Origin of the sequence: Pseudomonas sp. YuFO20, from assembly GCF_035064975.1 — a bacterium.
GTDB lineage: Bacteria > Pseudomonadota > Gammaproteobacteria > Pseudomonadales > Pseudomonadaceae > Aquipseudomonas > Aquipseudomonas putida_AE.
This window is the reverse complement of record NZ_JAXDEO010000005.1, coordinates 40,620-62,874: the sequence shown is the minus strand read 5'-3', so window position 1 is coordinate 62,874 and position 22,255 is coordinate 40,620. Positions and strand designations below refer to the sequence as shown.

Sequence of the window (22,255 nt, the reverse complement as noted above, 5' to 3'; positions counted from 1 at the left end):
AGGCCCTTTAACTGGCCGTTGGTTTTTTGATCTGTTTTCGGCGAGGGTTGCTCGTGATTGTTAGTCCCTGTAACGCACCAAAATTGACTGCCAAACGGTTTCGTAGCGCATTGGTAGCGGGCTCGGCACTCCTGTGCCTGCTCAGCGCCGGCCAGCTTTGGGCATTCAATCTGGATGATGTATCGGTAAAGGCAAAAGAGCTGGCCGGGCAAAAGTACGAAGCGCCGCGCAGCAACCTGCCGAACGAATTTCGCGAGATGAAATTCGCCGACTATCAGAAAATTCGCTTCCTGACTGAAAAAGCCGAATGGGCCGATCAGAAGACCCCGTTCAAGCTTTCGTTCTATCACCAGGGCATGCATTTCGATACGCCGGTGAAAATCAACGAAATCACGGCGAACAGCGTCGAAGAGATCAAGTACGACCCAAGTCGTTTCGATTTCGGCGACGTCAAGTTCGATCCCAAGGCCACCGAACAACTCGGTTATGCCGGTTTCCGTGTGCTGTACCCGGTCAACAAGGCTGACAAGCAAGACGAAATAATGACCATGCTTGGCGCGAGCTACTTCCGCGTTGTTGGCAAGGGTCACGTCTACGGTTTGTCCGCTCGCGGCATGGCGATCGATACCGCCTTGCCGTCCGGCGAAGAATTCCCGCGTTTTCGCGAGTTCTGGATTCAACAGCCAAAACCGGGCGACAAGCACCTGGTGATCTTCGCCCTGCTGGATTCGCCACGGGCCACCGGTGCCTATCGCCTGACCCTGCGTCCGGGCAGCGACACCATTGTCGACGTCAAGGCGCAGATGTTCCTGCGTGACAAGGTCGGCAAACTGGGCATCGCACCACTGACCAGCATGTTCCTGTTCGGCGCCAACCAGCCGTCGAAAGTGCTCAACTATCGCCGTGAATTGCACGATTCCAGCGGCCTCGCAATCCATGCCGGCAACGGCGAGTGGATCTGGCGTCCGCTGAACAACCCGAAACACCTGGCAGTGAGCAACTTCTCGGTCGAGAACCCGCGCGGCTTTGGCTTGCTGCAACGTGGCCGTGACTTCAGCCACTACGAAGACCTCGACGACCGCTACGACAAGCGCCCAAGCGCCTGGATCGAACCGAAGGGCGACTGGGGCAAGGGCTCCGTCGATCTGGTAGAGATTCCGACCGCCGACGAAACCAACGACAATATCGTGGCTTTCTGGAGCCCGGAGAAGATGCCGGAGCCAGGCCAGCCGCTGGACTTCGCCTATCGCATGCACTGGACCATGGACGAAGCGGCGCTGCACGCACCGGACAGTGCCTGGGTCAGCCAGACCCTGAAATCCACCGGTGACGTCAAGCAGTCGAACCTGATTCGTCAGCCGGACGGCAGCGTTGCCTATCTGGTGGACTTTGAAGGTCCTTCCCTGGCGGCACTGGCACCGGATACCGATGTGCGCAGCCAGGTCAGCGTCGGCGAAAACGCCGAACTGGTCGAGAACAGCGTGCGCTACAACCCTGAAACCAAGGGCTGGCGCCTGACCCTGCGCATGAAGATCAAGGACCCGAGCAAGTCCACCGAGATGCGTGCTGCACTGGTGCAGAACATCGTGCCAGCCGATCTGGCCAAGACTTCGCTTCCAGTGTCTAACTCTTCCGTTGCCAAGGCAGACAAGGTTGCTGCCAAGCAAGCGGAGAAAGCCGACAAGGAAGCGAAGGCCGCCGAAGCCAAGCAGGCCGAAGCCAAGCCAGTTGCAGATGCCAAGGATGCGGCGAACAACAAAGACGCCAAGCAGCCTGCTGCTGCTGACGCGGCCCAAGCCACACCGGAATCGGCATCGACTGAAGAAGTCCTGACCGAGACCTGGAGCTATCAGTTGCCTGCCGATGAGTAATTCTCAAGTACAGCCAGAGACGCTTTCCGAGTATCTGGCACATCTGCCAATGACCGACCAGCAGCGCGCGGAACTCGCGGGCTGCCGGTCCTTCAGCGAATTGCACGAGCGTCTGTCGTCTTCCACATTCGACGCTCCGGCCGAGGCCGCCCAGGCATCGGTCGGCAAGCGCCTGACCCTGAGCACCGCCGAAGAATTGCAGGACGCCGAAATGCTGGCGCTCGACGTCAGTGGTCGGGTCGTCCTCAAGGCGACCCCGCCAATTCGCCGGACCAAGGTCGTGCCGGAACCGTGGCGGACCAATATCCTGGTGCGAGGCTGGCGACGCCTGACCGGCCGCACCAACCCGCCGAAGCCGCCGAAGGATGAGAACGTATTGCCGGCAGCGCGCTGGCGCACGGTCGGTTCGATCCGTCGCTACATCCTGTTGGTACTGATGCTCGGCCAGACCATCGTCGCCGGCTGGTTCATGAAAGGCCTCATGCCGTACCAGGGCTGGTCGTTCGTCGACCTCGAAGAAGTCCTGCACCAACCGTTGCTGCAAACCGCCACGCAAGTGCTGCCGTATGCGTTGCAGACCAGCATCCTGATCCTGTTCGGGATTCTGTTCTGCTGGGTCTCGGCCGGTTTCTGGACCGCGCTGATGGGCTTCCTCGAGTTGCTCACCGGTCACGATAAATACCGTATCTCCGGTAAAAGTGCCGGCAACGAGCCGATTCCGAAGGACGCGCGCACCGCACTGGTGATGCCGATCTGCAATGAAGACGTGCCTCGGGTATTCGCCGGCCTGCGTGCAACGTTCGAGTCGGTAGCCGCCACGGGTGACCTGGATCGCTTTGACTTCTTTGTCCTCAGCGACAGTAACGACGCCGACATCTGCGTCGCCGAACAGCAGGCCTGGCTGGACGTCTGCCGCGAAGCCAAGGGCTTCGGCAAGATCTTCTATCGCCGTCGCCGTCGCCGTGTGAAGCGTAAGAGCGGCAACCTCGACGACTTCTGCCGTCGCTGGGGTGGTGACTACAAGTACATGGTCGTGCTCGACGCCGACTCGGTGATGAGCGGCGAGTGCCTGACCAGTCTGGTACGCCTGATGGAAGCCACGCCGGACGCCGGGATCATCCAGACCGCGCCACGTGCGTCGGGCATGGACACCCTGTATGCACGCATGCAGCAGTTCGCCACTCGTGTGTACGGTCCGCTGTTCACCGCCGGCCTGCACTTCTGGCAGTTGGGCGAATCCCACTACTGGGGTCACAACGCGATCATCCGCATGAAGCCGTTCATCGAGCACTGCGCCCTGGCGCCGTTGCCGGGCAAAGGCGCGTTCGCCGGTGCGATCCTGTCCCACGACTTCGTCGAAGCTGCGCTGATGCGCCGTGCCGGCTGGGGCGTGTGGATTGCCTATGACTTGCCGGGCAGCTACGAAGAGCTGCCGCCGAACCTGCTGGACGAACTCAAGCGCGACCGTCGCTGGTGCCACGGCAACCTGATGAACTTCCGCCTGTTCCTGGTCAAGGGCATGCACCCGGTGCACCGTGCGGTGTTCCTCACCGGCGTGATGTCCTACCTGTCCGCGCCGTTGTGGTTCTTCTTCCTGGTGCTGTCCACCGCGCTATTGGCAGTCAACACGCTGATGGAGCCGCAGTACTTCCTCGAACCTCGCCAGCTTTATCCGCTGTGGCCACAATGGCACCCGGACAAGGCGATCGCGCTGTTCTCGACCACAGTCGTGCTGCTGTTCCTGCCGAAGCTGTTGAGCATCATCCTGATCTGGGCCAAGGGCGCAAAAGAGTTCGGCGGCAAGTTCAAGGTGACGCTGTCGATGTTCCTGGAAATGCTGTTCTCCATGCTGCTGGCGCCGGTGCGGATGATTTTCCACACCCGCTTCGTGCTCGCCGCGTTCCTCGGCTGGGCCGCGACCTGGAACTCGCCGCAACGTGACGACGACTCCACGCCGTGGAGCGAAGCGGTCAAGCGTCACGGGCCGCAGACCTTGCTGGGCTTTTTCTGGGCGTTGCTGGTGATCTGGTTGAACCCGAGCTTCCTGTGGTGGCTGGTGCCGATCGTCGGATCGTTGATGCTGTCGATCCCGGTGTCGGTGATTTCCAGCCGTGTCGGCCTGGGCCTCAAGTCCCGTGACGAGAACCTGTTCCTGATTCCTGAGGAATACAATCCACCGCAGGCACTGCTGGCCACCGACCAGTACACCCACGAAAACCGCTGGCATGCGTTGAACGACGGCTTTGTCCGTGCGGTGGTCGATCCACAGCAGAACGCCCTGGCGTGCTCGCTGGCGACCTCGCGTCACCGTGAGGCCGAGCCGATCGAATGGCTGCGGGTCGAGCGTGTCCGCCACGCCATGAAAGTCGGGCCTGAAGGCCTGACCAACAATGAGCGTGTACAGCTGCTGAGCGACCCGGTGGCATTGGCTCGCTTGCATGAGCAGGTCTGGAGCGAAGGTCATCCGGAGTGGCTGGGCGCATGGCGCAAATCGGTCCAGGCCGATCCGCATGCACCGCTGTTGCCGCTGCAGCCTTTGAGTGTGCAGGCACAGGTGGCCTGATGAAAAGCCCCGCTTGATGGCGGGGCTTGATGAGAGGGTCAGCCTGACCGAAAAGCCCTGCAGGTTTACGCTTGAAGGGCTTTTCTCGTTTCAGGTGGAGCAGCGGCCTTGGGGGCCGCTAATCGCCTCGGTCCATAGCGAACCGAGGCATATGAATCACCTCAAACCTTGAACCTGCCCACCAGCATCTGCAAATGCGTCCCTAGCCGCGCCAGCTCAATGCTGGACGCCGCCGTCTCTTCACTTGCTGCGGACGTCTGATCCGACACATCACGCACGTTCAGCACGCTGCGGTTGATCTCTTCGGCCACGGCGCTCTGCTGTTCCGCGGCGGCGGCAATCTGCTGGTTCATTGCCTGGATCGCTGACACCGTGCGGGTGATGTTCTCCAGTGAGCCGCCGGCGCGACGGGTCAGTTCCACGCTGCTGTCGGTCAGGGCGCGACTGTTGTCCATGATTGTCGCCACTTGCTGGGTGCCGTTTTGCAGGCCGACGATCAGCTCTTCGATCTCCTCGGTGGATTTCTGTGTGCGTTGCGCCAGGCTGCGCACTTCATCGGCGACCACGGCAAAACCTCGCCCGGCTTCGCCGGCACGGGCCGCTTCGATGGCCGCGTTGAGCGCCAGCAGGTTGGTTTGCTGGGCGACGGACTTGATCACGTCGAGCACGCTGCCGATCTTGTCGCTTTCGCGCTTGAGCTCGCCCATGGCTTCGGTGGAGTGACCCACTTCCTTGGCCAGGCGCTCGATCTGTGCGATGGCTTCACCCACCACCTTGTCGCCTTCGCGGGCCTGTTGATCGGCGGCGACGGCGGCCTCGGAGGCTTCCTCGGCGTTACGCGCAACCTCCTGCACGGTGGCGGTCATTTCATTCATGGCGGTGGCCACCTGGTCGGTCTCGACCTTCTGGCTGGTGACGCCGGCGCTGGTTTGCTCGGTGACGGCGGACAGTTCTTCGGCGGCGCTGGCAATTTGCGTAACGCCGTCGCTGATGCCGCCGATCAGTTCACGCAAGCCCTGGGTCATGCGCTGGATGGCCCGTTGCAGCTGGCCAAGTTCGTCCTGGCGCTGGGAGAGCAGGTTGTGGGACAGGTCGCCGGCAGCGATGCGCTCGGCCGCCTTGAGGGTCTGGTTTAGCGGAATCACGATCTGCCGAGTGATTGCCCAGGCGGCAAACAAGCCAAAGACCAGCGCCAGGACGGTGGCCAGCAACAGCATGTTCTTGGCGTGCGCCACGTCGGTATCGCGTACCAGGGTTTGCGAGACGGTGAGCTTGTTGCTGACCTCGAGCAGGATCTCGCCCTGGGCGGCCATGCGTTTGAAGGCGTCGGCGCTGGCGGTCTGGGAATCGCGGTACTGGCTGACCGCGGCGCGGTAGGCCTTGAGCGAGTCGGTCGCTTGCTGCAGGTTGCCGATGTGTTGTTCCGGCAGCTGCGACGGCAGGCTTTGCAGGTATTTCAGGGCGTTGTCGATGGCGTCCAGCGCCGGCTGCTCGGCCTCGGCCTTGCCGCTGTAGGTGTAGCCACGCACCTGGAAGCGCGCCTGCTGGATCAGCTTGCTCAGGTCGATCACGCTGTTGAACTGCGCCACGCTGTCGCCTTGCAGCATGGCTTTTTCCACTTCGGCAACTTTGGCCACGGCATTGTCGGCGGTGGCGCCCAGTTTGCTGCGGGCGTCTTCGCGGCTGGCGCCGGCCTGGGTCATGGCGGCGAAGGCTTGCTTGTATTGGCTGACGGCGGCCAGTTGCTGGTCGATCATGGCCACGTCGGCGGGTTGCTCGATCATCTTGCGAGCCGCTTGCAGGCTGGTGTCGAGCTTGCCCAGCAAATCACTGACGGCGCCGGGGCCTTGTTCGCCGCGACGCATTTCGTAATCCAGGCGGGCGATGCGCAGGTCCTTGGTCATCCCGTTGATCTCGGAGATGAACCCCAGCCCATCACCGCGACGGGTGACGTCGCTCAGGCCGGTCCAGCCGGTGAAGGTGATCAGCATCGTAAGCAGCAGCACAAGACCGAAGCCGACGCCCAGCTTGCGGTTTACGCTCACGTTACCCAGTTTATCGGCCAGCCATTGGTACATGCTGCAACTCCCTTGGACCACACATTGGTTTCATGGGAGGTGTATCGGCAGGCGGGGAGCATTCTGTAGGAGCAAGCTTGCTCGCGATGGACGTTAACGATGACGAGGGCTTTCTGAATGAGCGCGGCGCCGTCACGTCCTTCGCGAGCAAGCTCGCTCCTACAGGAATCGCGATATGGCTAGTAGAGTCGTGCCAGCAGTGCCGTGACGGCAGTTTCCACGCGCAGGATGCGCTCGCCCAATTGCACCGGTTGCAGGCCGGATTTGCCCAGCAAGTCGATCTCGTAGGGGATCCAGCCACCTTCCGGGCCGATGGCCAGGGTCACCGGCTCGGTCAGGGCGCGGGGGCAGGGCGGGTATTGGCCCGGATGGCCAACCAGGCCGAGGGTGCCCTCGGTGATGGCAGGCAGGCGATCTTCGACGAACGGTTTGAAGCGCTTCTCGATCACCACTTGCGGCAAGACACTGTCCCTGGCCTGTTCGAGGCCAAGGATCAATTGCTCGCGAATGGCCTCAGGCTCCAGGAACGGCGTCTGCCAGAAGCTCTTCTCGACGCGGTAGCTGTTCACCAGCACGACACGTGGCACACCCATGGCCGCAACGGTCTGGAACACCCTGCGCAGCATCTTGGGCCGTGGCAGGGCCAGGATCAGGGTCAGCGGTAGCTTGGCGGGCGGTGGCTGGTCGAGGGTGACGCGCAGTTCCGCCTCGCTGGCGTCCAGGCGCAGGACCTCGGCCGAGCCCATCAGGCCACCGATACGGCCGACACGCATGCTGTCACCGACTTCACAGCGGTGGACTTCCTGCATGTGGGTCAACCGGCGATCACGCAGCACGACCCGGTCGGCCGCAATGAAGTCGGCCTCTTCAAGGAGCAGCAGGTTCACGGTTGGGTCGCTGGCGGCTGGTCGTTGTGATCGTCGACAGGCTGGTCGTCCGGGTGTTCGCCACGCTTGCTGATCAGGCTGCCAAACAGGATGCCGATCTCGAACAGCAGCCACATCGGTACGGCCAGCAGGGTCTGCGAGAAAATGTCCGGCGGGGTCAGGATCATGCCGACCACGAAGCAGCCGATGATCACATACGGGCGGATTTTCTTCAGGTACTTGACGTCGACCACGCCGATCCACACCAGCAGCACCACGGCCACCGGGATCTCGAACGCCACGCCGAAGGCGAAGAACAGCGTCATGACGAAATCGAGGTAGCTGGTGATGTCGGTCATCATTTCCACGCCGGCCGGGGTGGCGGCGGCGAAGAACTTGAAGATCAGCGGGAACACCAGGAAATAGGCGAACGCCATGCCGGCGTAGAACAGCACGATGCTCGAGCACAGCAGGGGCACGGCGATGCGCTTCTCGTGCTTGTACAGGCCCGGTGCGATGAAGCCCCAGATCTGGTGCAGGATCACCGGGATCGCCAGGAACAGCGACACCATCATGGTCAGCTTCAGTGGCGTCAGGAACGGCGACGACACATCGGTGGCAATCATCGTCGCGCCGGCGGGCAGGTACGCGCGCAGTGGTGTCGAGACGAAGGTGTAGATCTGCTGGGTGAAGGCAAACAACCCGGCGAAGATGATGAAGATCGCCGCTACGCAGCGCAGCAGGCGGGTACGCAACTCGGTGAGGTGCGAAACCAGCGGCATGTGCTGGTCGTTTTCAGGAAGATCGCTCATGGGGCTCGCGGCGGCAGTGTTGGGTCATGAGGGGCCGGCGCAACGGGCGCAGCCGCGGGTGCAACGGGCGCGACCGGCGTCGCTGCGACAGGTGCAGCTTGCACAGGTGCAGATTCAACGGCAGGCGCATCAACCGTCTGCGTCGCCACAGGCTCGACGGGCGTCGGCTGCTGCTGGGTCGGCGAGAAGATCTTTCGGGCCTCCTGTTCAAGCGACAGGATGTGCTCGTTGTGCAGTTGCCGACGAATCTCGTCGGCACCGATTTCACGTTCAACTTCCTGTTTGATCGCATTGAAGCTGCGCTTGAGGCGCCCAACCCACAGGCCGGCGGTGCGCGCAGCGCCCGGCAGGCGCTCGGGACCCAGCACGAGCAGGGCGACGAGGCCGACGAGCAGCAGTTCAGAGAAGCTGATACCAAACATTAGTCAGTGCTCACACGTCTTTGCGGATCGGCTCTTCGACTTTCTGCGCCTGCACGTCGATGGTGTGCGGCTGGTTCACCGAAGCCTGAGGCTGTACCGGCGGCACCGGTTGGGCCGGGGTCACGGTGGGCTCGGCGGGTTTTTCGTCGTCGTTCATGGCTTTCTTGAAGCCCTTGATCGACTCGCCGACGTCGGTGCCGAGGTTTTTCAGTTTCTTGGTGCCGAACACCAGAACCACGACGACCAGGATGACGACCCAGTGTTTCCAGTCAAAAATGCCCATGCTGCAGCTCCTCTCTAATCGTTATTCAGGCGGACGGGCGCGAGGCTTTCTCGGCGTGTCCGGACAGACCGAAGCGACGGTCCAGTTCATCGAGTACAGCCTGGGGATGCTGCCCCAACTGGGCGAGCATGACCATACTGTGGAACCACAAATCGGCGGTTTCGTAGATGACATCGCTGCAGTCGCCGCTGATGGCGGCGTCCTTGGCGGCAATGATGGTCTCGACCGACTCTTCGCCGACTTTTTCCAGAATCTTGTTCAAGCCCTTGTGGTACAGGCTGGCGACGTACGAGCTGTCGGCGGCGGCGCCTTTGCGCTCTTCCAGCACCTGGGCCAGACGGGTCAACGTGTCACTCATGTTTGTGTCCTGCGCTATAGATGGCGTGCGGATCTTTCAGTACCGGGTCGACGGTTGTCCAGTCGCCGTTCTCATAGACGCGGTAGAAGCAGCTCTGGCGGCCGGTATGACAGGCGATGTCGCCGATCTGCTCGACCATCAGGATGATCACGTCGGCGTCGCAGTCCAGGCGCATCTCATGCAGGGTCTGCACGTGGCCGGACTCTTCGCCCTTGCGCCACAGCTTGCCACGCGAGCGCGACCAGTAGATGGCGCGGTTCTCGGCCGCCGTCAGTTGCAGTGCTTCGCGGTTCATCCAGGCCATCATCAGGACGCGCCCGGTCTTGTGGTCCTGGGCAATCGCCGGCACCAGGCCGTCGGCATCCCATTTGATCTCGTCCAGCCAGTTGTTCATCTTCAGTTCCTGAAGCAGCTTTAAGCTTAAAGCTTCAAGCTGCTAGTAAAAGCCAGTGCGCTTCGGTCTTTCGTAGTGTGTAACACACGTATCTACAGGGTGAATCAAACGTGAGTGCTATGAACATCGCTTGAGGCTTGCAGCTTATAACTTGCAGCTCAATCCTGCTATCGACGAACGACCAGATACAAGCCGACGGCCATCATTATGCCCGCCGGCCAGTAGGCCAGATCGTTCAGCGGCCCACCCGCGGCGAGGATCGCGCCACCGGCCAAATGCGCTGTGCCGAGCAGGCGCAGGAACCAGTCGTCGCGGCGACGGTGCCAGGGTGGCGGCGGGTCGTAGGCGTGCGGCTGGGACATGCGTTCGAGCAGGTCGCGGGCCATGTTGGCCAGGTGCGGCAGTTGCTCGAACTGGCTCTGCACGTTGCCGAGCAGGGCTTTGGGGCTGACGCGTTCGCGCATCCAGCGTTCGAGGAAGGGTTGCGCGGTGTTCCACAGGTCGAGGTCCGGGTACAGCTGACGGCCCAGGCCTTCGATGTTCAGCAGGGTTTTCTGCAGCAGGACAAGCTGCGGCTGCACTTCCATGTTGAAGCGGCGCGCCGTCTGGAACAGGCGCATCAGCACCTGGCCGAATGAAATATCTTTTAACGGTTTTTCGAAGATCGGTTCGCAAACTGTCCGGATCGCCGCTTCGAATTCGTTGAGTTTGGTTTCCGCCGGCACCCAGCCTGAATCGATGTGCAGCTGTGCCACACGCCGGTAATCACGCTTGAAGAAGGCGAACAGGTTGCGCGCCAGGTAATCCTGGTCTTCCGGGGTCAGGCTGCCGACGATGCCGCAGTCGATCGCAATGTACTGCGGGCTCCACGGATTGACGGTGCTGACGAAGATGTTGCCGGGGTGCATGTCGGCATGGAAAAAGCTGTCGCGGAACACCTGGGTGAAGAAGATCTCCACGCCACGTTCGGCGAGCATTTTCATGTCGGTGCGCTGGTCGGCCAGGGTCGCGAGGTCAGTGACCTGGATGCCGTAGATGCGCTCCATCACCAGCACTTTCGGCCGGCACCAGTCCCAATAGACTTGTGGCACGTACAGCAGTGGCGAACCGTCGAAGTTGCGCTTCAGCTGGCTGGCGTTGGCTGCTTCGCGCAGCAGGTCGAGCTCATCGTAGATGGTTTTTTCGTAGTCCTGGACCACATCTACCGGGTGCAGCAGGCGCGCATCGGCCGAGAGTTTTTCGGCGGCGCGGGCGAGGATGAACAGCCACGCCAGGTCCTGGGCAATCACCGGCTTGAGGCCCGGGCGGATCACCTTGACCACCACTTCTTCGCCGGTTTTCAGCTGCGCGGCGTGCACTTGGGCCACCGACGCCGAGGCCAGCGGTTCGACGTCGAAGCGGCTGAACACTTCACTGATTTTCTTGCCCAGCTGCTCTTCGATCAGCTTGACCGACAGCTGCGAGTCGAACGGCGGCACGCGGTCCTGCAACATCATCAGTTCATCGGCGATGTCTTCCGGCAGCAGGTCGCGGCGGGTGGACAGGATCTGCCCGAACTTGATGAAGATCGGTCCCAGGTCCTGCAACGCCAGGCGCAAGCGCGCGCCACGGCTCAGCTCCAGGGTCTTGCGCGGGAACCAGCGCCACGGCAGGGCATAACGCAGGGCCCGCAGAAACCAGGGCAGCGGCAGGGCGAACAGCAGGTCATCGAGGCGGTAGCGGATCACGACGCGCTGGATGCGCAACAAACGGCGGACGGCAAGCAGCTTCATGCGTTATCGCTTGGGTCGAGGGATCGGGAAAGGCGCTCGAAACGCGCCTCGAGACGTTCCAGATCGAGTTTGATCTGGTCCAGTTCACTGAAACGGGCTTCGGCTTCGCGCTGACCGACAAGGGTGCGCGACTCTTCGGCCAGGTATTCGCCCAGGTTCTGGCCCAGGCTGGCGAACCCTTGCTGATACCAGCGGGCACGACTGCGCAGGTGACCGCCGAGCAGTTGCGTGGCGACCGGCCCCAGCCAGCGCGAGAGTTCGTACTCCCAGTCCAGCTCCAGGTCCTGAAGGATCGCCGCCAGTTCCAGCAGCACGCCGCTGTCGCCGTCGAGTTCGACTTCAGGGCTGTGCAGGATCGCAGTCTTATCCTTGCTCATGGCCAGTTTCAGCAGGCTCGAAGCCGGTGCACGCAGGGTGCAGTCGGCGCCGGTTTCCCACTGGGAGGCGAGCATCAGGCCTTCGTCGCTGGGCAGGATGAACACCTGCAACGCCGGGCTGCGGCAATCGACGGCAATCACCCTGCCGCTCAAATGCGCCAGCCGCGGCAGCGCCGTGCTGTCGAGACGCAGCACCCGGTTCAGGCCGAGTTCTACGCTGGCGAGCAGGCCGGCGAGCAGCATCAGGGCTTGATGCCGCGGTGCAGGGCGACGATGCCTGCGGTCATGTTGTGATAGGTCACGCGGTCGAAACCGGCCTCGACCATCATCGACTTCAGGGTTTCCTGGTTCGGGTGCATGCGGATCGATTCGGCCAGGTAGCGGTAGCTTTCCGAGTCGTTGGTGATCAGCTTGCCCATCAGCGGCATGAAGGCGAACGAGTAGGCGTCGTAGGCCTTGGACATCAGCGCATTGGTCGGCTTGGAGAATTCCAGCACCAGCAGGCGACCGCCTGGCTTGAGCACGCGCAGCATGGAGCGCAGGGCATCTTCCTTGTGCGTCACGTTGCGCAGGCCGAAGGCGATGGTCACGCAGTCGAAATGGTTGTCCGGGAACGGCAGTTTTTCCGCATCGGCCTGGACGAATTCGACGTTGCCGGCCACACCCAGGTCCAGCAGGCGATCACGACCGACCTTGAGCATGGATTCGTTGATGTCGGCCAGCACTACCTGGCCGGTCGGGCCCACGAGGTGCGAGAATTTGCGGGTCAGGTCGCCCGTGCCACCGGCGATGTCCAGCACCCGGTTGCCGGTGCGCACGCCCGACAGTTCGATCGCGAAACGCTTCCACAGACGGTGCATGCCGCCCGACAGGAGGTCGTTCATCAGGTCGTACTTGGCGGCTACCGAGTGGAAAACCTCAGCGACTTTTTCCGCTTTCTGGCTTTCCGGAACGTTTTTGAAGCCGAAGTGAGTGGTGGGTTCGGCGTCGTTGCCTTTGCGCTGATCAGTCATATCGCTGTCACCAAAAGAGAATGCGCGACATTCTAATCCCCAAGGCATGCTTTGTCTTGGCAAGGCTGAAGGTAAGATGGGCAACCATCGGGACGTTTTGACGCAGCAGAGGTCAAGATGCCTCGGGAAAGCATTCATAAAGCAGGAGTCATTCGATGGCCCATATTAGTGTTGAACGGGCCCACGGCCTGGGTAAGGAAGCGGCGCGCGAGAAGGCCGACAAGCTGGCGCAGAAACTTCACGATCAGTATGGCCTGGAGCCGCAATGGTCCGGCGACACCCTGAATCTCAAGCGTTCGGGTGTGAAAGGTGCGGTGCATGTCACCGATGATTCGATCAAGGTCGATGTGGAACTGGGCCTGATGATGTCGGCCATGAGCGGCATGATCAAAGCGGAAATCGAGAAGGCGCTGGATAAAGCCCTCGTCTGATTTTTCGGACGAAATGAGACCCCCTGTGGGAGCGGGCTTGCTCGCGAAAGCGCCAGGTCAGTCGACATCAATGTTGAATGACACACCGCTTTCGCGAGCAAGCCCGCTCCCACATTTTGATTGCGGTGTGTCTAGAGGTTTATGTCAGTTGTTAGGGTGCCGTTTCTAATTTTTCTCCCTACTTTGTGCCTGAGCCCGACACTTTCGCGGGCAGTTCCTCAAACCTTCTGCGCGTGAGGTGCACCATGGCCAAAGTAATTTTGAAGAAAAAAATCGACGCATCGGCGACCGCTGTGCGTGACGTCAAATCCTATGCACGCCGGATCTGGCTGGCAGGCCTGGGTGCCTACACCAAGGTCGGCCAAGAAGGTAGCGAGTACTTTCAAGAGTTGATCAAGGCTGGGCAAGCAGTTGAAACCAAAGGCAAAAAAGTAGTTGCCGAGAAGCTTGAAGCGGCCAATGCCGAGATCGATGAAGCCAAGACTGAAGTCAGCACTTTCAAAGGCAAGGTCGAAGTTCAGCTCGACAAAGTCGAGAGAGTGTTTGACTCGCGTGTCGCAAGTACCTTGAATCGTATCGGCATTCCGTCTAAACATGACGTTGAGACACTCTCTGCCAAGCTCGATGAGCTGACGGCACTGCTCGAACGCGTCGCGCGTAAATCTTAAGGAGAACGGGATGGCTGGTAAAAAGAACACCGAAAAAGAAGGCAGCTCGTGGATCGGGAAAGTCGAAGACTACTCCCGCAAAATCTGGCTGGCTGGTTTAGGCGTGTACTCGAAGATCGACACTGACGGCAGCAAACTCTTCGACTCACTGGTTAAAGACGGCGAGAAAGCCGAGAAGCTGACCAAGAACGCTGTTGGCAAAACTGTCGACGCCGCCAAGGACTCCGCTTCTTCGGCCAAGTCGCGCATCAGCGGCGTGAAAGATCGCGCAATGGGCAAATGGGATGAGCTGGAAGGGGCTTTCGACAAGCGCCTGAACAGCGCCATTTCGCGTCTGGGCGTACCAAGCCGCAATGAAGTCAAGGCGCTGCACAGCAAGGTCGATACCCTGACCAAGCAAATCGAAAAACTCACCGGTGCCAAGGTTGCGCCTGTTGCGGCGAAAACCGCGGCAGCCAAGCCGGCCGCCAAAACCGCAGCCAAGCCATTGGCCAAGCCTGCGGCTAAAACCGCTGCCGCCAAACCGGCTGCAAAAACTGCCGCTGCCAAGCCAGCCGCCGCCAAAGCAGCGGCCAAACCGGCAGCCGCTAAAACCGCCGCCAAGCCTGCAGCGAAAACCGCTGCCGCCAAACCGGCAGCCAAGCCAGCGGCTAAACCTGCTGCTGCGAAGAAACCAGCAGCGAAAAAACCGGCCGCTCCCAAAGCTGCCGCACCCAAACCAGCAGTGGCTGCCGCCAAACCGGCAACCCCGGTAACGCCGGCAAGCACCTCGAACTCCGCTTCCGCGCCGACCCCTGCTGTGACCCCGACTGCCGCGCCAGCTCCATCGACGCCAACCAGTCAGTCCTGATTTCAGGGCTCAAAAAAACGCCCGGCCTGCCAAGGTCGGGCGTTTTTGTTTGTGCAGATTCCCTGAGCACCACAGGCCTCTGTGGGAGCGGGCTTGCTCGCGAAAGCGGTGTGTCATTCAACGTAGATGCCGACTGACACACTGCCTTCGCGAGCAAGCCCGCTCCCACATTTGTTAGTCGTGATCTTCCAGGTACTGCATCGCCATCTGCTCGGTCGCCGCCTTGATCGACGGCAACAAATGCGGCGCCACCAGCATCATGATCTGATAAACCACCAATCGCACTTCGCCTTCGCGGCCGAGAATCCGCTGGTAGTCCAGTGAGAACAGCAGCGTCAGGGTGATTTGCTCCACCAGTTGCCCCAGCGCCTGGGTGTCGCTGACCAGCTGCCCCAAGGCCTTCAATCGGGCCAGCAATGACGCCAGGGTGCGCTTGAGTGCATTGAGCAGGTTGCGAATGCCCTTGGCCAGTTTCGGCAGGCGCCCGGCCAGGTTCGACAGGTCCTGGAACAGAAAGCGATAGTGGGACAGGCGTTCGACGATCAGGTGCAGGAACAGCCAGTAATCCTCGGGGGCCAGTTCGACGTCGGCCGGTGGGTCGAGCAACGGCGACAGTTCGGCCTGGAAACGTTCGAACAGGCCGAGAATCAGTGGCTCCTTGCCGTGGAAGTGGTAGTACAGGTTGCCCGGGCTGATGCCCATTTCGTTGGCGACTTCCATGGTGGAAACATTCGGTTCGCCCTTCTCATTGAACAGTTGCAGGGCACATTCGAGGATCCGGTCGCGGGTTTTCATCCAGTCTTCTTATGATCGGGTCATGCCACGGCCGGCAGGGGCCGTGGTCGTTGAACATCAGCGCACGCGTACGTAGGTTCCGGGCGCCGCTTCCATCGGTGGATAATTCTGGTTGCCGAGGGCCATGTGGGTTTCTTTCTGCGCGCCCGAGCGCTCCTGAATCCAGCTCAGCCATTGCGTCCACCAGCTACCGGCGACGGGCTTGGCGTCGTAGTACCAGGCCCTGGGGTCGCTGCTCAGTTTTGTGCCTTCGACGTAGTTGGCTTTCGGGTTGTTCGGCGGGTTGAGAATGCTCTGTATATGACCGCTGTTGGACAGGACGAAGCGGCGTTCGCCACCGAGCAGCAGGGTCGAGCGATACACGGCGTCCCACGGTGTGATGTGGTCGTTGATGCCGGCCACGCTGAAACTGTCGACATTGACCTTCTGCAAATCGATCGGGGTGCCGCACACTTCCAGGCCACCGGGATGGCTCAGCGGGTTGTGCTTGAAGAAGTCCAGCAAGTCACCATGCAGGGCGGCCGGCAGGCGTGTGTTGTCGTTGTTCCAGTAGAGAATGTCGAACGCCGGCGGCTCCTTGCCCATCAGGTAGTTGTTGACGAAGTAGCTCCAGATCAAATCGTTGGGGCGCATCCAGGCGAACACCTTGGCCATGTCGCGGCCGTCCAGGACGCCTTTCTGGTAGGAGCGGCGCTTGGCGGCTTCCAGGGTCTGTTCGTCGGCGAAGAGCGTGGCCGGGCTGTCCAGTTGACTGTCGAGCAGACTCACCAGGTAGGTCGCGCTGGAAACGCGGCGCAGCTGGCGTTTGGCTTGCAGGTGACCCTGCAAGGCGGCAATGGTCAGGCCGCCAGCGCAGGCGCCCATCAGGTTGACTTCGCGCGCGCCGGTGATCGCCCGGCACACGTTCATGGCTTCTTCCACTGCTTCAACGTAAGTCGACAGGCCCCATTCGCGATGCCGCACATCCGGATTGCGCCAGCTGATCACGAAGGTCTGCAGGCCGTTCTTGAGCGCGTACTGGACGAAGCTGTTGTGCGGGCTGAGGTCGAAAATGTAGTACTTGTTGATCTGTGGCGGCACCACCAGCAACGGTTTCGAATACTGCTTTTCGCTCATCGGCTTGTATTGGATCAGCTCCAGCAGTTCGTTGCGAAACACCACGGCGCCGGTGGTGGAGGCGACGGTCTTGCCGACCTCGAATGCGTGCTTGGTGACCTGCCGGGGCAACCCGTCGTTGTGCAGGAGGTCATCGACCAGATGGCCGATCCCGCGCACCAGGCTGTTGCCGCCGGAGTTGAAGATTTCCTTGATCGCCAGGGGATTGAGCAGGCTGTTGGACGGCGACACGGCATCGTTGAGCAGGGCGAACGCGAAGTGCGCGCGGGCGCGATCGTCCGGGTTCATGTTGCTGTCGTCGATCCAGCTTTTGACCTGCTTCTGCCAGCTCAGGTAGGCCTGCAGGCTGCGTCGGTAAAAGGGGTTGAGGCTCCACGCCGGATCGTCGAAACGACGGTCTTGCGGGTTGGTCGGGTGCAGGGTGTCGCCCAGCAGCACGCGGCCCAGTTGACCGCCCAGTTTCAAGGCGTGTCGAGCAGTGTGCACGGGGTTGCGCAGGCCATGGGCGGCCACACTGCGCAAAGTCGAAACCAGATCCCGGCCGCGCAGGCCGGTAATCGCACTTTGTGCGTTGATGAACGCGGCGGGAGTGGGTAGTGACTCCCTCGCAGTTTTATCGCGCATGACTCAACACTCCTTCGTCTTCCAGGCCAAATACAAAACACCGAACCAGAACACCATAGACGCTGTAACGGGTTGTTGCGCGGTGCGATGTGCCGCCGCCCCCTCTTTCCTATACAAAAAATGGGCCGATCAGCTCAGTGGCGCCGGATGCGGGTGCATCACTGCACGCAGGCGCTCCTCCTCGAGGAACTTCATGATGATCGGTGCCACCGCTTCGGCCCGGGTAATCAGGAACAGATGGCCGTCATCGATAATGTGCAACTGGGCATTGGGAATCCGCCAGGCGAGCAAGCGCATGTTGATCAGCGGGATCAGCGGATCGTCGTCGCCGGCCAGGACCAGGGTCGGCTGATTGATCTTGTGCAGCCAGTGGATGCTGGTCCAGCCGAAGCCGGCGAATAGTTGCCAGTAGTAACCGAGCTTGCCTGCCGAACGGACCTTCGCTGCATGGCTCGCGGCCAGCGTCGGGTCGCGACGGAACGCGCCGCCGTAGATCATCGGCGCAATGCGGATCACATGGGAGGGCTGGATGTAGCGCCGTGGGCTGGCCATCATCCACAAGACTTTCGGCTTGCCCGGCACCATCACCGCGCCCGCTGCCGTCGCTGCCAGGACAAGCTTCTTGCAACGCTCCGGATAGTCAAAGGCGAACTGTTGCGCAAGCGCACCACCCCAGGACACGCCGATCACATTGACTTGCCCGTAGTCGAGGTAGTCGAGCATGCGTGCCGTGAGTTTCGCCAGGCTTGGAAAGCGATAGGGAAGATTCGGCGTCGACGAACCGCCGACACCGGGTACGTCGAAGGCGATGACTTCCAGGTCCGGGTCCAGCGCTGCGACGAATGGAAACACCAGCTCCAGGTTGGCGCCGATGCCGTTGAAAATCAGCAAGGGCGTCAAGTGAGGCTTGCCGGGGCGCACCGCCGTGCGGAGGGTCTGGCCATCCAGGTCGACGGTGCGGAATATGAACGGTTGCGGCATGCTTCTGGCCCTGTGGGTGGATCTTGGTTCCTGACACACATCCTGTAGGAGCCGGCTTGCTGGCGATGCGATCACCGCGGTTTGCCAGTCTCACCGTGGTGATGCAATCGCCAGCAAGCCGGCTCCTACAGGTTTGTGGGTTTAACGCTCGTGTACGTAAGTGCCTGGCGCCGCCTCGCCTGCCGGGTAAGCCTTGCTGCCCAGCTTTACCGGGGACTTTTTCAGCTCGCCCGAGCGCTGGGCCTGCCAGGCCTGCCAGTGCAGCCACCAGGAATCGGTGTGCTTGGTGGCATTCTGTTGCCATTCATCGGCACTGCTCGCCGGTTCGGTGCTGGTCATGTAGCGGGATTTCGGATTACCCGGCGGATTCAGGATGCTCTGGATATGTCCGCTGCTCGACAGCACGAATTCAACATTGCCGCCGAACAGTTGCGACGACTTGTAGCAGGACCGCCACGGGGTGATGTGGTCGTTGGTGCCGGCCAGGGAAAAGATGTCGGCCGTCACTTGCTTGAGGTCGATGGCGGTACCGCACACTTCCAGTGCATTCGGGCGAATCAGTGGGTTGTTTTTGAACAGCTCGATCAGGTCGCCGTGGAACGCGGCGGGCAACCGGGTGGTGTCGTTGTTCCAGAACAGGATGTCGAACACCGGCGGTTCGTTGCCCAGCAGGTAATTGTTGACCCAGTAGTTCCAGATCAGGTCGTTGGGACGCATCCAGGCGAAGACTTTCGCCATGTCGCGGCCTTCCAGTACGCCGGCCTGGTACGAGTGGCGCTTGGCGGCTTCGAGGGTCTGCTCATTGACGAACAGGGCAACGTCGCTGTCCAGGGTGGTATCGAGCACGCTCACCAGCAAGGTCAGGGCGTTGACCTTGTTCTCGCCAATCGCCGCGTAGTGGCCCAGCAGCGCGGTGCAGGTGATGCCGCCGGAGCAGGCCCCGAGCATGTTCACGTCTTTACTGCCGGTGATCGCAGTGACGACGTCAACCGCTTCCTTGAGGGCTTCGATGTAGGTCGACAGACCCCACTCGCGCTGTTCCTTGGTCGGGTTGCGCCAGCTGACGATGAAGGTCTGCATGTTGTTGCGCAGGCAGAACCGCGCCAGGCTCTTGTCCGGGCTCAGGTCGAACACGTAGAACTTGTTGATCTGCGGCGGCACCACCAGCAATGGTCGCTCGTGTACCTGCTCGGTGATTGGCTTGTACTGGATCAGTTCCAGTACATCGTTGCGGAATACTACCGCTCCTTCGGTCACGCCCAGGCTCTTGCCGACTTCGAACGCACCCATGTTGACCTGGCTCGGCATGCCGCCGTTGTGCACCAGATCCTTGGCCAGGTGCGAGAGACCATCGAGCAGGCTCTTGCCGCCGGTTTCGAAAAAGCGTTTGACTGCCGCCGGGTTGGCCGCGGTGTTGGTCGGCGCCATGGCTTCGGTCATGAGGTTGATCACGAAGTGCCCGCGCGCCACATCGCTGGGGCTGAGGGTGCTCTCGTCGATCCAGGCGTGGAGCTCCTTGCGCCACGCCAGGTAGGTTTGCAAATAACGTTTGTAGAGCGGGTTCTGACTCCAGGCCGGATCGGCGAAGCGACGGTCATCGCTGGTCGGTTGCAGCCCGGATTTGCCAAACAGCACGTTCTTGAGTTCAAGACCAAAATGCGCGACATGCTTGACGCTGTGCACCGGTTGCCTGATGGCCTGCCTGAGCACCATTCGAGCAGAAGCCAGTAGATCCTTTCCACGCAGCCCAACGACAGGATTGAGCCCCAAGGTGTTCTCCGAGGCTTGATACTTCAACTCATCGTTACTCTTGTCACTCATCTACGACGCTCCATTGCCCTGAGACGAGTACCTTGGTCCTGCTGTGTAGTCACACAGCAACGGCCAGGTACTACTGCTCGGGTGACGTTAATTCTGCATCACTGCTTTTTAGTTCAGAGAGCACTGCAGGGAACTTGCCAATCCATTGGTTACCCGAGTTTAATTTTTTTCGCAAGCGGGCCAAGCGTCGGCCCTGAAGCCGAGCATTCAAACAGATGAAATTAGAAAATGCCCTCTAAAGAGCAAGAGGCTCGGGCTAGAGCATCAGCTTGACGACGGATTCGTTCGGGTCGCGGGTTTTTCCTGCGGCTTTGAGCTCGGCAAGATAATCCTCCCAGAGCGCGTCATGACGTCGCCCCAGTTCGTAGAGGTATTCCCAGGTGAACAGGCCGCTGTCGTGGCCATCGTCGAAGGTCAGTTTCAGTGCGTACTGACCGGCCGGTTCTATCTTGCTCAGTCCTACGTTGATCTTGCCAAATTGCAGGATGGGTTTGCCGTGGCCCTGGACCTCGGCGGAAGGGGAGTGCACGCGCAGGAATTCGGCGGGCAGGGTGTATTCCTCGCCGGACGCGTATTTGAGCGTGAGGGTTTTCGAGGCTTTGTGCAGCTTGATGTCGGTGGGGAGTTGGGTCATGAGCGCCGTTCCGTTTTGGATGGAACCCTGTAGGAGCAAGCTTGCTCGCGATGGACGTTAACGATAACGCGTTTTCTCTGAACAAACGCGTCGCTCTCAAGTTCATCGCGAGCAAGCTCGCTCCTACAAGTATGGCTTACAGGATATAACGGGACAGGTCTTCGTTCTGCGCCAATTCGCCCAGGTGGCTGTTGACGTAGTCGGCGTCGATCTGGATCACCTTGTCGTCATGCACGCTGGCCAGGTCGCCGGCACTGAAAGACACTTCTTCCAGCAGGCGTTCAAGCAAGGTGTGCAGGCGACGGGCACCGATGTTTTCGGTTTTCTCGTTGACCTGCCAGGCGATCTCGGCGATGCGCTTGATGCCGCTCGGCAGGAACTCGATACCCAGGCCTTCGGTTTTCAGCAGAGCGCAATATTGTTCGGTGAGCGAGGCGTGAGGCTCGCTGAGGATGCGCTCGAAATCTTCAGGGCTCAGGGCCTTGAGTTCGACGCGGATCGGCAGTCGGCCTTGCAGCTCGGGCACCAGGTCGCTCGGCTTGCTCAGGTGGAAGGCACCGGAGGCGATGAACAGGATGTGGTCGGTCTTGACCATGCCCAGCTTGGTGTTGACGGTGCAGCCTTCGATCAGCGGCAGCAGGTCGCGCTGCACGCCTTCACGGGACACATCGACGCCGCCGGAATTACCACGCTTGGCGACCTTGTCGATTTCGTCGATGAACACGATGCCGTGCTGCTCGACCGCTTCCAGGGCCTTGGCCTTCAACTCTTCATCGTTGACCAGGCGGCCGGCTTCTTCGTCGCGCACCAGCTTGAGCGCTTCCTTGACCTTGAGCTTGCGGGCTTTTTTCTTGCCCTTGCCCATGTTGGCAAACAGGCTTTGCAGCTGGTTGGTCATTTCTTCCATGCCCGGTGGCGCGGAAATATCGACGCCGGCCATTTCGGCGACTTCGATCTCGATCTCCTTGTCATCCAGCTGACCCTCGCGCAGGCGCTTGCGGAACAACTGGCGGGTATTGGAATCGGCAGACGGGGTATCGTCGTTGCTGAAGCCCATGCGTGCCGGTGGCAGCAGGGCATCAAGGATGCGCTCTTCGGCGGCGTCTTCGGCGCGGTGGCGAACCTTGACGATTTCCTGCTCGCGCAGCAGCTTGATCGCGGCATCGGCCAGGTCACGAATGATCGATTCGACGTCACGGCCGACATAGCCGACCTCGGTGAACTTGGTCGCTTCGACCTTGATGAACGGCGCGTTGGCCAGTTTGGCCAGGCGACGAGCGATCTCGGTTTTACCGACACCGGTCGGGCCGATCATCAGGATGTTCTTTGGCGTTACTTCAACGCGCAGCTCTTCTGGCAGCTGCATGCGGCGCCAGCGGTTGCGCAGGGCAATGGCGACGGCGCGCTTGGCATCGTCCTGGCCGATGATGTGGCGATTGAGTTCGTGGACGATTTCACGGGGAGTCATGGACATAATATTCAAAGGACCTCAAGCAAGAATGAGCCGTGGCACGGGGCCGAATCAG

21 protein-coding genes and 1 pseudogene are annotated in these 22,255 nt (G+C 60.9%); 5 read left to right on the top strand and 17 right to left on the bottom strand.

From position 1 onward, the window contains the following. Positions 1 to 53: 53 nt before the first annotated feature. Both SOP85_RS04280 and mdoH read left to right on the top strand, forming a co-directional pair. Positions 54 to 1,871, top strand: a complete 1,818-nt coding sequence (locus tag SOP85_RS04280) for a glucan biosynthesis protein G (RefSeq protein WP_323606497.1) — start codon at positions 54 to 56, stop codon at positions 1,869 to 1,871. After that, the gene (gene mdoH / locus SOP85_RS04275; protein WP_323626178.1) at positions 1,864 to 4,434 is read left to right on the top strand and encodes a glucans biosynthesis glucosyltransferase MdoH; all 2,571 of its coding nucleotides are present in this window, start codon (positions 1,864 to 1,866) and stop codon (positions 4,432 to 4,434) included. The genes SOP85_RS04280 and mdoH overlap by 8 nt, the downstream gene beginning before the upstream one ends. Before the next feature lie 161 nt (positions 4,435 to 4,595). Here mdoH and SOP85_RS31335 read toward each other — a convergent pair whose 3' ends face one another. From SOP85_RS31335 to ubiE, 11 genes and pseudogenes are all read right to left on the bottom strand, one after another. Then, positions 4,596 to 5,309, bottom strand: a complete 714-nt coding sequence (locus SOP85_RS31335; protein ID WP_414920731.1) for a methyl-accepting chemotaxis protein — start codon at positions 5,307 to 5,309, stop codon at positions 4,596 to 4,598. 141 nt (positions 5,310 to 5,450) lie between these two features. Continuing rightward, positions 5,451 to 6,425, bottom strand: a pseudogene (locus SOP85_RS31330) (methyl-accepting chemotaxis protein); the annotation flags it as partial. Between the two features lie 266 nt (positions 6,426 to 6,691). After that, positions 6,692 to 7,399: a 16S rRNA (uracil(1498)-N(3))-methyltransferase gene (locus SOP85_RS04265; RefSeq protein ID WP_323626176.1), complete on the bottom strand. Its 708-nt coding sequence runs from the start codon at positions 7,397 to 7,399 to the stop codon at positions 6,692 to 6,694. Continuing rightward, positions 7,396 to 8,190, bottom strand: a complete 795-nt coding sequence (gene tatC / locus SOP85_RS04260; protein WP_274076117.1) for a twin-arginine translocase subunit TatC — start codon at positions 8,188 to 8,190, stop codon at positions 7,396 to 7,398. Before tatC ends, SOP85_RS04265 begins: the two co-directional genes overlap by 4 nt. Next, positions 8,187 to 8,612 carry a Sec-independent protein translocase protein TatB gene (gene tatB / locus SOP85_RS04255; RefSeq protein WP_274076116.1) on the bottom strand — a complete coding sequence of 142 codons (426 nt, stop codon included), beginning with the start codon at positions 8,610 to 8,612 and terminating at the stop codon, positions 8,187 to 8,189. Before tatB ends, tatC begins: the two co-directional genes overlap by 4 nt. Positions 8,613 to 8,622: 10 nt before the next feature. Then, positions 8,623 to 8,895 carry a twin-arginine translocase TatA/TatE family subunit gene (locus tag SOP85_RS04250; protein ID WP_046816938.1) on the bottom strand — a complete coding sequence of 91 codons (273 nt, stop codon included), beginning with the start codon at positions 8,893 to 8,895 and terminating at the stop codon, positions 8,623 to 8,625. 25 nt (positions 8,896 to 8,920) lie between these two features. After that, the gene (locus SOP85_RS04245) at positions 8,921 to 9,253 is read right to left on the bottom strand and encodes a phosphoribosyl-ATP diphosphatase (protein WP_007899279.1); all 333 of its coding nucleotides are present in this window, start codon (positions 9,251 to 9,253) and stop codon (positions 8,921 to 8,923) included. Beyond that, positions 9,246 to 9,647 carry a phosphoribosyl-AMP cyclohydrolase gene (gene hisI, locus SOP85_RS04240; protein WP_274076115.1) on the bottom strand — a complete coding sequence of 134 codons (402 nt, stop codon included), beginning with the start codon at positions 9,645 to 9,647 and terminating at the stop codon, positions 9,246 to 9,248. Before hisI ends, SOP85_RS04245 begins: the two co-directional genes overlap by 8 nt. A gap of 167 nt (positions 9,648 to 9,814) precedes the next feature. After that, positions 9,815 to 11,419 carry a ubiquinone biosynthesis regulatory protein kinase UbiB gene (gene ubiB / locus SOP85_RS04235; RefSeq protein ID WP_323626175.1) on the bottom strand — a complete coding sequence of 535 codons (1,605 nt, stop codon included), beginning with the start codon at positions 11,417 to 11,419 and terminating at the stop codon, positions 9,815 to 9,817. Beyond that, positions 11,416 to 12,039 (bottom strand): ubiquinone biosynthesis accessory factor UbiJ, encoded by a 624-nt coding sequence (locus SOP85_RS04230; RefSeq protein ID WP_323606491.1) that lies wholly within the window; start codon positions 12,037 to 12,039, stop codon positions 11,416 to 11,418. Before SOP85_RS04230 ends, ubiB begins: the two co-directional genes overlap by 4 nt. Next, positions 12,039 to 12,809 carry a bifunctional demethylmenaquinone methyltransferase/2-methoxy-6-polyprenyl-1,4-benzoquinol methylase UbiE gene (ubiE, locus tag SOP85_RS04225; RefSeq protein WP_033045331.1) on the bottom strand — a complete coding sequence of 257 codons (771 nt, stop codon included), beginning with the start codon at positions 12,807 to 12,809 and terminating at the stop codon, positions 12,039 to 12,041. The genes SOP85_RS04230 and ubiE overlap by 1 nt, the downstream gene beginning before the upstream one ends. 155 nt (positions 12,810 to 12,964) lie before the next feature. Here ubiE and SOP85_RS04220 point away from each other — a divergent pair, with 155 nt between their 5' ends. The 3 genes from SOP85_RS04220 to SOP85_RS04205 all read left to right on the top strand — a co-directional run bounded on the left by SOP85_RS04220 (position 12,965) and on the right by SOP85_RS04205 (position 14,758). Then, positions 12,965 to 13,240: a polyhydroxyalkanoic acid system family protein gene (locus tag SOP85_RS04220; protein ID WP_274076111.1), complete on the top strand. Its 276-nt coding sequence runs from the start codon at positions 12,965 to 12,967 to the stop codon at positions 13,238 to 13,240. A 245-nt stretch (positions 13,241 to 13,485) separates the two neighbouring features. Beyond that, positions 13,486 to 13,908, top strand: a complete 423-nt coding sequence (locus tag SOP85_RS04210) for a phasin family protein (protein ID WP_274076110.1) — start codon at positions 13,486 to 13,488, stop codon at positions 13,906 to 13,908. 10 nt (positions 13,909 to 13,918) lie between these two features. Beyond that, a complete protein-coding gene (locus SOP85_RS04205; protein ID WP_323626174.1) occupies positions 13,919 to 14,758 on the top strand; it encodes a phasin family protein in 840 nt (279 codons plus the stop codon). Positions 14,759 to 14,932: 174 nt separating this feature from the next. Here the strand turns inward: SOP85_RS04205 and SOP85_RS04200 are convergent, their stop codons facing one another. The 6 genes from SOP85_RS04200 to hslU form a co-directional block, all read right to left on the bottom strand. Then, entirely contained in the window at positions 14,933 to 15,553 is a 621-nt protein-coding gene (locus SOP85_RS04200; RefSeq protein ID WP_274076108.1) for a TetR/AcrR family transcriptional regulator, read from the bottom strand. 57 nt (positions 15,554 to 15,610) lie between these two features. Continuing rightward, positions 15,611 to 17,293, bottom strand: a complete 1,683-nt coding sequence (gene phaC / locus SOP85_RS04195) for a class II poly(R)-hydroxyalkanoic acid synthase (RefSeq protein WP_274076107.1) — start codon at positions 17,291 to 17,293, stop codon at positions 15,611 to 15,613. A 129-nt stretch (positions 17,294 to 17,422) separates the two neighbouring features. Beyond that, the gene (phaZ, locus tag SOP85_RS04190; RefSeq protein ID WP_274076106.1) at positions 17,423 to 18,274 is read right to left on the bottom strand and encodes a poly(3-hydroxyalkanoate) depolymerase; all 852 of its coding nucleotides are present in this window, start codon (positions 18,272 to 18,274) and stop codon (positions 17,423 to 17,425) included. A 141-nt stretch (positions 18,275 to 18,415) separates the two neighbouring features. Further along, entirely contained in the window at positions 18,416 to 20,095 is a 1,680-nt protein-coding gene (gene phaC, locus SOP85_RS04185) for a class II poly(R)-hydroxyalkanoic acid synthase (RefSeq protein WP_274076105.1), read from the bottom strand. A gap of 256 nt (positions 20,096 to 20,351) precedes the next feature. After that, positions 20,352 to 20,729 (bottom strand): gamma-butyrobetaine hydroxylase-like domain-containing protein, encoded by a 378-nt coding sequence (locus tag SOP85_RS04180; RefSeq protein WP_046816950.1) that lies wholly within the window; start codon positions 20,727 to 20,729, stop codon positions 20,352 to 20,354. 136 nt (positions 20,730 to 20,865) lie between these two features. Then, positions 20,866 to 22,203 carry an HslU--HslV peptidase ATPase subunit gene (gene hslU, locus SOP85_RS04175; protein WP_274076104.1) on the bottom strand — a complete coding sequence of 446 codons (1,338 nt, stop codon included), beginning with the start codon at positions 22,201 to 22,203 and terminating at the stop codon, positions 20,866 to 20,868. Positions 22,204 to 22,255 lie beyond the last annotated feature (52 nt).